Source organism: Bacteroides sp. (assembly GCF_052357945.1).
In the GTDB taxonomy this organism is placed as follows: domain Bacteria; phylum Bacteroidota; class Bacteroidia; order Bacteroidales; family Bacteroidaceae; genus Bacteroides.
This window is the reverse complement of sequence record NZ_DAWCXD010000144.1, coordinates 1-12,042: the sequence shown is the minus strand read 5'-3', so window position 1 is coordinate 12,042 and position 12,042 is coordinate 1. Positions and strand designations below refer to the sequence as shown.

Below are 12,042 nucleotides of genomic sequence, written 5' to 3'. Positions count from 1 at the left end.
ATTCTATGTTTTATTTTTTTATATTTGATTAATTTTGGCATTTATTTATTCCTCTCTTCTTTATTTTCTTCTTGCTTCAGATATTCTCAAAGCATCTTCATATGTTTTGATGTCATAATTACCACCATTTAATGACTGTGTAGACTCATTCCAAGTAGTCCATACAGCCCATGGTTCACCACCTATAGATGCCTTGAGTTCTGGATAATTTTTGTGTCTTGCAATGACCATATATAAATATGAATCTAACGGACTTTTGTAACGGATCACGTCCTGCAGGTCGTATTTATCATTCAGATGTTCTTTGAAATATTTCTGTACATTATTCCATACGGACATAGGCACTGTTGCGCTCATATTATTTCACCTCCATTTAATTTTCTTCTTCCTCAAACTGTGCTATTTTTTCTCTGTTAAATCTCATTGCCGGATAAACACAATATCCACTTCTTTTTGTTTTCCCTGTCTTCTCTGCCAAACCATTTTCCTCAAGGAAAGCTACCGCCCAAGGGCAATTATTTGTGTCCACATATGCCATATCTTCCGGTAATGTAGGATCACATAAGCAAGTCGTCAGTCTTGCAATTTCTCCATCCTGTCTGTTGTAAATCTCAACAGCTAGACTTCCATCTGTCATATATCTTCCTAAACGTAGCATACAATTCTTGTATGTTGAATAATTTGTTTTAACATTTAAAAAACCCATACTTATCTCTCCTTATTTTCATGTGATATTATCTTCATTTAATTTCGCTTTGTATCATAATGATTCATCAAGAACTCAGCATATCTTGTGACCGGATTCTTGTCACCACAATAGAATCCGGTAATAAACTTCTCGATAAGCTTGTCTCTAATATCCTCATGAGTCTCCAAATCATCCAGATAATCACGATAATCGCGATCCATAACCTCTAACATAGATTTATCATCTATTTTCGCTTCGAATTTTATATTTTTAATATCTTCCGGCAGATCATCCGGCAAGCGTAAGCGCGCAGCGTCAGCGGAGTTAGGAGCGGAAGCGACAATATTTGGAGCGTCAGCGACCTCTACGAGCGAGCCGGTTACCAGACCATCCAAGCGGTCACGCTGGTGGTCACGGTACCGGTCGGTACTATTATTATTATTATTATAATTATTATTAATATTATAATTAGTACCAGTACCGGAACCAGATGGCCATATTACCTGACCAGTGGGGTCATATTCAATCTTATTTATGGTCAAGTTAAAGTCAACCAAATCTGCGTATTCGCCATCCCTGTACTTTGTAAGCACTTTATTAACTTTGCCTTTGCTTGTTTTCAGCTCCTGCGCGAGCTGATTCTGTGAGTACTCCGGATGGTCACGCTTCAGTTCTAGTATAGATAAAGTGACGGTCATGTTCTCACCGAATGCTCGTGACCGCTTCTCTTGGGATGAATCAATCGTCTCAAGCAAGGTATCTCCTATATATAATAGAAGTTCTTTGTCTATTGGTTTGGCGTATAAACCGTAGTCTATGACCGCCTCATAATATTCCAGAGCTTTCTCCGACCCAAGAATTTCTTTTATTCTTTCGCCCTGTTTCCTATACGAAGCAAAGAAGGTAAAACATTTCCCTCGGTCAAATTCTTTTTCACTCATGATTTTTCCTCCGATTTGCTTTCGTTAATCTCTTCTGTTGTCTTTATTTTGGATATGAGTATCCAGTGAAGCACATAACTCTGGTGTTGCTTCAAATATATAAACATCCAGATTTGGACGTCTTCTATTTGGCGTGATGCCAAGAATTTTAAATCCCTCTTTCCTCAACAGCCATGCGATTCTCTGGCTGCGGACTGCTTTTGTCTTCATTACGTTATTTCTCCTTATATATAGTTAATTTAGCTTGTTATAATCAATATATCATTCTTCTCTCGTATTGTAAAGTTAATTATTGCAGTTATTCAGTCTTGATAATGCCGCGTCAACACAATTTTTTCCGTTCAAAATGTATTCAAGTAAATCCCAGCCAGTGTTTCCCAGTTGGTTCCATACCTGGTCAAGGCCGTGACCGCGAGTATCGTTCATTGGATTTAAGACTGTTGTAATTATGTTTAGCATTTCGTTTGCTTTAGACCAGTCTGTAATATGATAAAAGTAATCATACCATTTATTACCGTTCTCATCCGGCGAAACATCATCATCTGAATAATCTAAATATTCTTCTCCTATATACGGAAGAATACCTGAATCTGCTGCATCTTCGAAGAACCAGTCTTTATTATTATCTTCTGAAAGACCTTTTAATGATTCTGATTCCCAGTATTTACGTAATGGACACATATATAAGCGGAAACAAATTGTCTTCTGATCTGATCCAAATGCCTGCAGATCCATTGCTTTAATAATATAGCGATATTCAAAGGCAGGCATATCCTCATCCGCTTCTGCCTGATAGATTTCTTTTGACAGTAATGTTAACTGGCCTCCGTCGCTACATTCTTCATCGAATTTCTCTTTCCACGGGATGATTTGATCCGGATTGCCTGGTCTCCATCCGGCGAATGATAATACTTCACTCATCTTCACTTGCCTCCTCTTCAATAATCGTGAACGGGTGGCCGATAATTTTTTCAATTTCCTTTATGGTCATTGTTGTAGGTTCTTCCCAATCAGGATCCATGTATGTTGGAGCATTGTTTTTTATATAGAATTCATTAATTAAAGCATATTGCCTTTCACAATTTGATTTCCATACTTTGATAATGTCAAGGTTGTGATCATTATTATGTCTGTTTGACTCATAATTACTTAAATAGTCTTCACAAGATACACACATAGTATTGTTAGTATAAATGGCAAGATGGTTATTAGAATTCTTATTTCCTAACACAATCCCGATCTTACCGTTTCTTAATTTTACAATATCTGTAGCTGCCAGCTCCGGCATTTTATTACTTGTAATCATGCGATTTCCCTCTTTTCTCTTCTTCCTGTGAACAGGTTGATTAATTTAATTTTTTCGGTTCTACGTCGTTCACGCTCACGTTCTTCTTCCTGGCGTTTACAGTCGGCCATGATTTTGTCAAATTCGGTTTCTTCATAGGACTCAGACACAACGATATCAACTAGGATACCGTTATGCGCTACGATTGTTTCCATATGAAATTTTGCATATTCTTTTGTTTTTACTGCATTTTTAATTTTTTCCATTACAGTTCACCTCTCTCTTTCATTTTTGTTTTCAACTGTTCCACATAATCTCTGGCTTCTACCAGTGTGCATTTATTAGATTCTGTATTGTGCATGTGATAATACAGTCTGATTGCTTTCACTTTTTCGTGATGTTTCAAGAAATTTGGTACTGTGATTTCTGTCGGAGACATTTCCCTTACAATGTTTCCAAAGAATGTACGAATATAGAACTCAAGATCCGGATCCCATTCATTGATTTTCTCATCTCCTGTCATGAGATAGATTGCATTGATGATGTCTGTGACCGGGATAATACTTCCGTTCTTATGAAGAAAATATCTTCCCTTCATTGGAATTGTTACTACTGCTTTTGCTTCTGCTTTATTCATTTGCTTTCTCTCCTATTCTTATGCTCAATAGCATAATTCAGCTACGATTTAGAAGGAGAGCGGCTCTAAATTTCACGCCGCATATGCCGAAGCTGAATTATGATATCGAACATCCGTTTGTCTTTGAGCAGAGTATAGCACTTACGGTACTAAAATGCAAGTGCTATACTATGCTTAATTTAATTTGTTTTATTTGTTTTCTGTTCCGGTTGCTTTATAGTGGCGCTGACTATTAATTGCAGAAGTAACTTTTCTTAAGTCACCGCCGGTATACATAGGCTGGATTCCTAATCTCTTGGCGACCTCTTCTTCCAGATACATAGTGAGACGTTCTTTTTCTTTGCGACCAGGATATTTTGCATATGCTTTGGCAAAGAATGTATCTGGTTCAATTGGACGGAATAAAGATACAATTGCCTTGACAACCTGTGGATCATTGTCATGCAGGTTTAAAACACTTTTAACCGGCCAGATAACATTGGCTCCATATCCATTAGCAGCTGTATGCCAACCTGCATCTTCAATGATATTAAATACATTATTAAGAATTTCTTCTCCATTAACAAGTGATGCAGCCTGCAATGCTGCTGAATATCCACTTAATACTCTATAATCAGCTGCTTTTAAGGAATCCTGCTTTTCCTTTGAAAGATTCTTTAATTCATGGATATTTAATAATAGTCTCCTTTCCTTAATACAGTTATCCAATACACAGTATTTCTTAATCCCTCTAGTTACATAAGCTCTGTGTTTATGGGAAGGACTCAGATGATCAACATCTTCTCCCTGTTCTGAGAATAATTCTGCCTCTTCAATTTTCCTTACAGCAGGATCTTCTGATAATCCTTCAGTAAGTACCGCAAGAAGATATTTTTCTTTCCTGATTCCGGCAGCAAGCATACGATGTGAACCATCAATTACTGCAAATGTTGCTGTTTCTGGATGTGGGGATACCAGAACTGGCTCACATTTGTTGAAGTCCCATTTGCGTACCAAAGAATATACTTTTTCCATATTAATACAGTATACTCTCTGATAATCTTCGTCGATTTCTAACAATTCAAGCGGGATACAGCAAAATCTTTTTCCACCAATTCGCTGACAGTTACTCATCACCGTGTTGTATGCTGTCTGGTCTTTGAAAAGTTTAGTAATTACTTTGCTTTCTGTTGCTCCGTTTGTAAGTGCTCTTTCAATTTCGTTATAGTTTAACATTGTTTTCTACCTCTTTCTCTTGTTTAATTTAATTTTTATTTAGTTTTTAACCGATCAATGTCCAGAATTTTCTCCAAGCATGATCGTACTTCATGTCTGCATTTTCATGTGGACATTCGATTTCCGTTGTCCGAATAACAGATTTTATTATATCTTTTGGAAAACTAAAATCTCTCATTAAGGTTCTAATTTCCATCTTCCAATTAATTCGAGATTTGTATGTTGTATTAATTTTTCTACATGGGTTTACACATCCATATAAAGGAAGATTTCCCATAGTTGTAATGGAACCAATACTTCCGTTTCCTTTTGTCATTGTATACACCTCGTTTCTGTTTGATTAAATTGCATAGAGCTTGCGACCGTTGATATTTGCACAACTTATGCGGCTGACATGTTGAACATTCTCAGCCATTCTTCATTTACTTTTTCCCATGCTGTGGGATTTAGCGAATATTCTCTTGGCTTAAACAATTCTCTGTATCTCTGCTGCATGGATTCTTTGGTTGAAAAGAACTCTTCTCTTTTTAAGTTTCCCTTCTGAGAACCGGACTTGTAGTAAATCCGAAGTTTATATTTGTGTTCCATGTGATCACCTCGTTTCTAAATAAGTGATTGCTTTTTAGCTGAGAAGTAACCATCTCCGCATATAATAAAATCCATTAAGGGAAGTGACAATAATTCACCTACGGATTTAATTCTTTCCATAGCGTTCATGTCTACCTGAGACGGGGAAACATCTCCGCTGGGATGGTTATGGACCATAACTATATTGGCAGCACCACATAATAGAGCTTTCATATATATTTCCCTTGGGGATAATACTGCCGAATTCACAGTCCCATGGCTAATTTCAAATAAGCCTAATGGGTGTGATTTTGTGTCAAAACACATTAGGTACACATATTCCTCAGTCCGGTTCCCTAGCCGAAGATATTTATTTAAGAAATTAAATATTAGTTCGGGATTATTGAGTGTTACTTTCTCTTCGCATATTTTTGTTTTCTCAATAACCGGAAGTCTATCATCATCAAGATAAGTTTCCATTGAATACATATAATCACCTTGCCTTTCTTGCATATGTGACAAAATTTCTAGCTACAAGCGTATCTACAAGACATACCGGAACATATGTCCAGTCATTATCTAATGATTCTACGAATGCCTTTACTGCGGAAGGTTCTCCGTTGAACCATGATACAGATACGATTGCTGTCCCTTCCTGGTCCGAATTGACAGCTTTCTGTTTGATTTCGATAGTCTGCTTTGCCATGCTGATATTGAATGTGTGACACAGCTCTTCAAACAGAGATACCTCATCATCAGAGAATCTTCCGTCCGGCAACTGTTTTGCCTTGATGAGGTTCAGGATATCTTTAATCTGTCCGAAATAATAACGGGCTTCTTTATCTGGTTCTCTTGAAGCAATGTATTCTGCTTCTCTTTCGATTTTCTTCATGGCTGTTCTCCTTATTCTTTTATTATTTAGTTGTAATTGACAGGATGTTTCCTTCCTTGTCTAATTTCACTGTTACGTCTGCTCCGTTCTGGAATCCGGTCACATCATAGGTATGACCGTTTTCATCAAGGATATAATTCCCGAATGCAGACACGGTTCCCTTGACAGAATGGATTCCGGCATATGCATCGGAATCAATATGTCCGACAATACTTGCGAATATTAAAAAAGCAGCTATTCCTAAGCTGCCTTTGATAAGAGTTGATCGTTTTTTGCGCACGATCACACGCTGATTGTATTCTGCTCTGGTCATTTTTATCTCCCTTCTGTTTAATTTAATTTTTATACTGTTCGAAATGTTTCAGTCCACCGGCATAGTGTGCCAGCAGCACCTCATCATCATATACAATTGCAGTTTCCTTGCTATCCATGATACAGGATGCAAGGTCATTTATTTCCCAGCAGTCGCTAGAATCTGCGTACCATGAGAATCGGTTTCCATTCGCGCAAGTGATTGTTACTTCATCAACTTCCGATTCTACGTCATATTCGATTTCTGTAACAATTCCGGTAAGTGGATACAGACCATTTACATTTGAAAGTTCCGGAATTTCATTTTCTTCATGATAGTATCCGGTTCCGTCTGTAAATGTATAGAGTGCACCGGTTTCCGTAGTTTCAATTGATGTGATTTCGGATCCATCAGTAAAGATTTTTTCTGTTTCGCTTGCCGGAATCGGCTGGCAAGATGTAAGTGTGATTGTTGCAAGTGTGATAATTGCTGTGAATAATTTTTTCTTCATGGTTTTATTCTCCTTTTTATTTCCCTGTACATGGGGGTACCCCGTCCAGAAAAATTGATTCTAAATTTGTTTCCGTTTTTCAAATCCGCCAGTCAAGGAAAATCATATAGACCGACGGATAATTTAACTGTTATTTACTGAGCGGCAGATACAATCAACTTGAACTCGTCTAGGCTGATTACTCTGTCGATATAGAGGTCAAGTGCCTCGTCAATTAATACTGCAAGGCGCTCATATTCCTGAGTAGCCATACAGTACTCAATCCAATCACGAGCTGCAAGAGCACGATCAAGGAGAGATAGATCATGATGGATAATACATGCTACTCTGCGAGCAATATCAATATCTTCAGGTGTGCTCTGGTCAATGAATGCATGCCAGATATTGACATACACCCACTGGGATGCTACTTCTGCCGGATATGAATGGCAGAGTTCCTGGTACAGCGTATGGGCGCTGTATCCGAAAAAGTTATGAGATACAAAATGATCGAATGATTTAATTGTATTATTTTTCATGATTAATTCCTCCTTATTTTATCTAACCAACATAATATGATTAGTATCATCTTTGTAATTAAGCATAAAACTAATTACGGTTTGAATCATTTTTGTAGATGAGATTATTTTTGCACTACCACAAGAATAACCGATGAATGTATCGTCATCATATTCTTCATGATTTCCAAAGTGTCCACATATAGGACAATACTCCATATCTGCGGATGTTTCGTATTGTAGTGTCCACAAATCTGAATCTTTATTGTAGTAGTAATGTTTACTGAATCTATAACAACCACCATTAGAGGATTTATCAGGTTCATATTCTGACCAGTCTTGAAATTCAATGTCTGTATATACACTAGACCCACATATGTTGATAAGGAAATCTAAAACACGTTTTTGGAAGTTTTCATCCTGTTGACATATTTTTGTTATAGTTTCATGATCGAGAGGACGAATTGCTCGACTGATAAGTATGTATGTACATGGGAAAACATTAATTGTTTCATTTGTTTTAATTTCTGTCATGATTTTCTCCTTCTCTGCCTTTTGGTTTAGGCATAACCTCATATTTAGTTTTCGTTGGTAAAATCTATACTCTTCATAGGCATTATAGAAGGGCATAGAGAAATCCCTTATCAAGGTTCGACCTTGCAATTTCCGTTGGGAAATAGCCTGTTCCTCACAGGAATAAGGGATAGCAAGTTTAATGGTTGATTAGTTACTTATTACTTATGTGCTGTTATGCACACATGTAATCTTTAATATTACCGTGTTCATCTGTCTCGCGGTAATGGCAGTCGTACTCAGACTGGATAAACGCGTCTGGATATGGCAGATTTTGTAATATTTTAGTCGCCTGTTCATGCGTGTAGTTATTCGCATGATTACGACTAAAATACGTCGCACCTGTACGTGGTGATGTGTACAAGTGATGTAATATTGTACCGGATCTGCCCGACTGTGTGATCAGGCAGATTTGGTACTTTGGGAATGTGTGATGTTTGATGATGTCTGATAACATGATGTTTATTCCTCCGAAATTTTTGCAATAAAAAAGAGAGTATATGGATACTCTCTTTGATGCAGTGTATTATTTTGTTGTAAGAGCGCACTATTACTAGAAACGCTCTTTTTTGATAGTGAATACATCACTATCTGAAGCGGTTGTTAAATAGAACGCAAACAACGCATTGATAAAAGCTGTATCGTCTGCCGCAATCTTTAACACCTCTTCATCAGACTTGTTGCCAATACCATGATTTTCCCAGAAAAAATAGTCTGGTCCATCAACATTGACAATCTTCCTAATGTACTGATCCATATGGTCTAACGCTCTTGCGCGCCTGTTTACAGACCAGTCTTTAAATTCAAAATTATTATTCATATTAATTCACCTCCAATGCATCACCTCCTTATCATATCACCGGATGAATTAACAATCAATGGTTATACCATTAATTTTAATCACAATTTTTTTGGTATTCTTTTCTTTCTCAGGACGGATTTTAGTCTGATTAACTTTCATACCGTCCCTACGTGTTGCTTGTTCGGTATCAGTAACACCCTCAAAAGATGTAAAACTAGCGGCTTTTTTGCCGTTCGGATACTGTACAGGCAAACCATTGTATCCCTCTTCTGGCGTTGCCTGAATCTCAGCTTCCCAGTCAATAGAGTAACCTTTACCGTCAACCATTGACTGTTTATAGCATCGAGCCTGTGGCTCTTGTGCTTTACGTACTTTACACGCGGAATGTGCTACTTGGCTATACATTTCAGCCTCTTTTACAGCCTCTTTACGTGGGTCTGTAAAGGTTGTTACTTTAGGGTAACCGCCTATTTCAGCGCATTTTTCACGTACTGCGGTAAATATAGGATGATTAACACCTACTTTAGCATCGTGCCATGTAATGCGTTTTATGGCGCATGTAGCGTTGTTATTCCATTCACGTTTCATAATATGAACGTATAACATGCGCGTTTTTAATGTTTTTGGTTTATCACAAACAAAGAAAACATAATCGTTTGTTACGCCGTCGATATCTGTATACGGAACTAAAATACGTCCATAAATCGCGCCTTTTGGAACTGCGAAACCTTCAAATAATGTATTATACTTTGTGCACACTTTTGTATACACTTTCAAACCTTTTTTACCCATGATATAAACCCTCTTTTCTAATTTTATTTTTGCGCAATAAAAAAGATGGTTCACACCCTCTTTTTTATTACTTTGTTTCTTCTGGTTTGATTGTCTCACAATTTCCAGACTCAAAAATTACCGCAAATAAATCTGTTAGCGCGTTTAATACACGTTTTTCTGAATAGTCAGTTACCCATGTATAAACACCCTTTTTATCTTTTCCAGAACGTCCTGCATTACCCGTGAACGCCCCGAAAAACTGCCTGATATCGGTTTCTGGAATGTCGCCACCTTTAACCTTGACCGGATAGAATAAATCACCCTCTTCTCCCACAATATTAGAAAACACTTTTGAAAGTGACTTTTTAATATTTGACAGTCCCTGACCGCTTTTTACCCACTTTTCAATAAGTGGTGAGAAATCGTAGTTTGTACCGTCCTCTTTTGCAAGAATAGACTTGTCAAGCTTAATGGCTTTTACTGCTGTGTGTGCCTGAAGTGTCAGGAAGATTTTATCAGTATTGTTAAGGTCAGAAAAGGTTATTTTATTGCAACCCTTTTCGTTAAGGCTTGTAAGAATAGCTTTTACACTTACAAGCTCTTTACGGGTGTCAATAAATTTCTGAACATCCAGACCATCAACGAGAATCAATTTGGAAACATCTTCAATTGTGTTTACGTCTTCGGTTGGAAAGGTGGACTCAATCATAGCTCTCATTTTTGAGAATGCACCTGATAATTTCTCATGTTCACTTGACCAGCAAAGATAGTGGACGAAATTAGAAATTTTATCCATGGTTTCTGGTTTCTGGTTAGATACACGAATAACGATATTTTCTGATTTAAGCATAGTATTTACCTCTCATTTTTCATATTTTAGTGTGACTGTTTTCGCGCCCATGGCGTTACTAACACGCCTGCTGATATTCTTTTTACCCGTTTTATGATAGGGAATGCCGTACATAATACGATATTCAATATACCGAATAAAAATCCGATATACCACTTTTACGGGAGTCTGCGTCACGTTGGAATTGTCACGCTTTTCCCATGTGCCTACTTCGGTACTTTGAAACCGGTTCGTGCCTATTTAGCCGGCTACGTGCTGTCATCCTTTTGCATATGACCGAACTACTACTTTATTCATTCGTATATACCGCCCACCTACGGTACTCTGACGCTTTTCCGCGCCCCCTTGTTAGGGTTATTGCCTACCATGCTTTTCAGCGACTTTCAAAACTTTTTTCCTGCCTATATTAGCGCAAGCCGTCCGTTTGTCCACCACTTAGATTGAACATACCGCATTCACATAGAAATTTCCATGGGAACGCCTTTTCGACAAATGGTAACATTGATATAGGGTTGTTATTCCCTGTCGCATTTTCATTTCTTGATAGCGACTATCACGAACCACACTTTAGCCCTGTATGATAAAGGGGGATGGACTGCTGAAAAATCAGCGTCATAATTGCGATACTACGGAATACTTTGAAAATGCTTTTACTTATGATACGCGCCCCATATGGGCATTGAACATATCACATGCATTTGCATGTTCGCGATATTCAATTGAACCGCTCAAGTGTTTACCGTCACTTCGGACAACTATATAATACCAAAACCATTTGTCTAAAAATGAAAATGTATAAAAAAGTTATAGAATATTTATTCATATAAATACATAATTCGTGCATAAAACATGTATATATGCATAAAATTAGCTATATTATGCATAAAATTAGCAGTAATTGGAATTACTGGAAATGGGGGTACTTTTAACGCCAAAATGGGCTAAAATTACCCAGAAAGACCTAAGCCGGTTAACTTCCACACTGACCTGAAAAATACGCCCTCTCTTCCTATTAAAATGTAACGCTCCCCACATCGCCAAACTCCTATAATCACCGCCCATATTGTTCCACGCTCCCCAAATCTCACCTCACACTACCCTCCAAACCCCATCTACCGTCCATATTTTCAATCGTATAATCTCAAATATTTCAGTTAATTTAACTTCTTTTCTTGACAAATCCATCTTCCTATGCTATTATCTCATTATCAAAACAAGCTAAATTAACTCAGTATGCAAAGAAAATCTACAAAATCCAAATATCCACAACTTGTTTTGATCATTCAACAACATTAAATAACACATCAATAACTCGTAAACCTTAGCAATAAATAACAGGAGGACAAACCAAAATGTCACATCAAACAGAATACGATCTCAGAATGAGATCCTACAAATCAATTACAGATACTCACCTAATCCCTCGTACACCAGAGCTGGTCCAGAGTCGATGGTCTTAATTATATGCAAGAGTTGATTAGATTTATCATAAAAATGTTAAAATCCGAATGAAAAATT

19 protein-coding genes are annotated in these 12,042 nt (G+C 37.3%); all 19 read right to left on the bottom strand.

Annotated features, from left to right (window positions below; translation table 11 throughout):
- Window positions 1–60 precede the first annotated feature (60 nt).
- The 19 genes from ACT8YW_RS18955 to ACT8YW_RS18865 all read right to left on the bottom strand — a co-directional run bounded on the left by ACT8YW_RS18955 (window position 61) and on the right by ACT8YW_RS18865 (window position 10,524).
- Window positions 61–357, bottom strand: coding sequence for a hypothetical protein (locus ACT8YW_RS18955; RefSeq protein WP_444106797.1), 297 nt, complete (start codon window positions 355–357; stop codon window positions 61–63).
- Between the two features lie 16 nt (window positions 358–373).
- On the bottom strand, window positions 374–706 hold the full coding sequence (locus ACT8YW_RS18950; RefSeq protein ID WP_444106796.1) for a DUF4313 domain-containing protein: 333 nt from the start codon (window positions 704–706) through the stop codon (window positions 374–376).
- Between the two features lie 38 nt (window positions 707–744).
- Window positions 745–1,629, bottom strand: a complete 885-nt coding sequence (locus ACT8YW_RS18945) for a hypothetical protein (RefSeq protein WP_444106795.1) — start codon at window positions 1,627–1,629, stop codon at window positions 745–747.
- A 24-nt stretch (window positions 1,630–1,653) separates the two neighbouring features.
- A complete protein-coding gene (locus tag ACT8YW_RS18940; RefSeq protein ID WP_444106794.1) occupies window positions 1,654–1,839 on the bottom strand; it encodes a hypothetical protein in 186 nt (61 codons plus the stop codon).
- Between the two features lie 75 nt (window positions 1,840–1,914).
- Window positions 1,915–2,550: a hypothetical protein gene (locus tag ACT8YW_RS18935; RefSeq protein ID WP_444106793.1), complete on the bottom strand. Its 636-nt coding sequence runs from the start codon at window positions 2,548–2,550 to the stop codon at window positions 1,915–1,917.
- A complete protein-coding gene (locus tag ACT8YW_RS18930) occupies window positions 2,543–2,935 on the bottom strand; it encodes a hypothetical protein (RefSeq protein ID WP_444106792.1) in 393 nt (130 codons plus the stop codon). The genes ACT8YW_RS18935 and ACT8YW_RS18930 overlap by 8 nt, the downstream gene beginning before the upstream one ends.
- Complete coding sequence (locus tag ACT8YW_RS18925) at window positions 2,932–3,180, bottom strand: hypothetical protein (RefSeq protein WP_444106791.1); 249 nt, start codon at window positions 3,178–3,180, stop codon at window positions 2,932–2,934. Before ACT8YW_RS18925 ends, ACT8YW_RS18930 begins: the two co-directional genes overlap by 4 nt.
- A complete protein-coding gene (locus ACT8YW_RS18920; protein ID WP_444106789.1) occupies window positions 3,180–3,551 on the bottom strand; it encodes a hypothetical protein in 372 nt (123 codons plus the stop codon). Before ACT8YW_RS18920 ends, ACT8YW_RS18925 begins: the two co-directional genes overlap by 1 nt.
- A gap of 189 nt (window positions 3,552–3,740) precedes the next feature.
- Complete coding sequence (locus ACT8YW_RS18915) at window positions 3,741–4,766, bottom strand: hypothetical protein (protein ID WP_444106787.1); 1,026 nt, start codon at window positions 4,764–4,766, stop codon at window positions 3,741–3,743.
- A 381-nt stretch (window positions 4,767–5,147) separates the two neighbouring features.
- Window positions 5,148–5,354: a hypothetical protein gene (locus tag ACT8YW_RS18910; protein WP_444106785.1), complete on the bottom strand. Its 207-nt coding sequence runs from the start codon at window positions 5,352–5,354 to the stop codon at window positions 5,148–5,150.
- A gap of 15 nt (window positions 5,355–5,369) precedes the next feature.
- A complete protein-coding gene (locus tag ACT8YW_RS18905; RefSeq protein WP_444106784.1) occupies window positions 5,370–5,813 on the bottom strand; it encodes a JAB domain-containing protein in 444 nt (147 codons plus the stop codon).
- A gap of 13 nt (window positions 5,814–5,826) precedes the next feature.
- Window positions 5,827–6,225 (bottom strand): hypothetical protein, encoded by a 399-nt coding sequence (locus ACT8YW_RS18900; protein ID WP_444106782.1) that lies wholly within the window; start codon window positions 6,223–6,225, stop codon window positions 5,827–5,829.
- 22 nt (window positions 6,226–6,247) lie between these two features.
- Window positions 6,248–6,538: a hypothetical protein gene (locus ACT8YW_RS18895; protein ID WP_444106780.1), complete on the bottom strand. Its 291-nt coding sequence runs from the start codon at window positions 6,536–6,538 to the stop codon at window positions 6,248–6,250.
- 22 nt (window positions 6,539–6,560) lie between these two features.
- Window positions 6,561–7,028 carry a hypothetical protein gene (locus ACT8YW_RS18890; RefSeq protein WP_444106778.1) on the bottom strand — a complete coding sequence of 156 codons (468 nt, stop codon included), beginning with the start codon at window positions 7,026–7,028 and terminating at the stop codon, window positions 6,561–6,563.
- Window positions 7,029–7,162: 134 nt separating this feature from the next.
- Window positions 7,163–7,546: a hypothetical protein gene (locus ACT8YW_RS18885; protein ID WP_444106776.1), complete on the bottom strand. Its 384-nt coding sequence runs from the start codon at window positions 7,544–7,546 to the stop codon at window positions 7,163–7,165.
- 18 nt (window positions 7,547–7,564) lie between these two features.
- A complete protein-coding gene (locus ACT8YW_RS18880) occupies window positions 7,565–8,059 on the bottom strand; it encodes a hypothetical protein (RefSeq protein ID WP_444106774.1) in 495 nt (164 codons plus the stop codon).
- A gap of 592 nt (window positions 8,060–8,651) precedes the next feature.
- Window positions 8,652–8,918: a hypothetical protein gene (locus ACT8YW_RS18875; protein WP_444106773.1), complete on the bottom strand. Its 267-nt coding sequence runs from the start codon at window positions 8,916–8,918 to the stop codon at window positions 8,652–8,654.
- A gap of 48 nt (window positions 8,919–8,966) precedes the next feature.
- Window positions 8,967–9,791 carry a hypothetical protein gene (locus ACT8YW_RS18870; protein ID WP_444106771.1) on the bottom strand — a complete coding sequence of 275 codons (825 nt, stop codon included), beginning with the start codon at window positions 9,789–9,791 and terminating at the stop codon, window positions 8,967–8,969.
- On the bottom strand, window positions 9,760–10,524 hold the full coding sequence (locus tag ACT8YW_RS18865; protein ID WP_118520463.1) for a hypothetical protein: 765 nt from the start codon (window positions 10,522–10,524) through the stop codon (window positions 9,760–9,762). The genes ACT8YW_RS18870 and ACT8YW_RS18865 overlap by 32 nt, the downstream gene beginning before the upstream one ends.
- Window positions 10,525–12,042 lie beyond the last annotated feature (1,518 nt).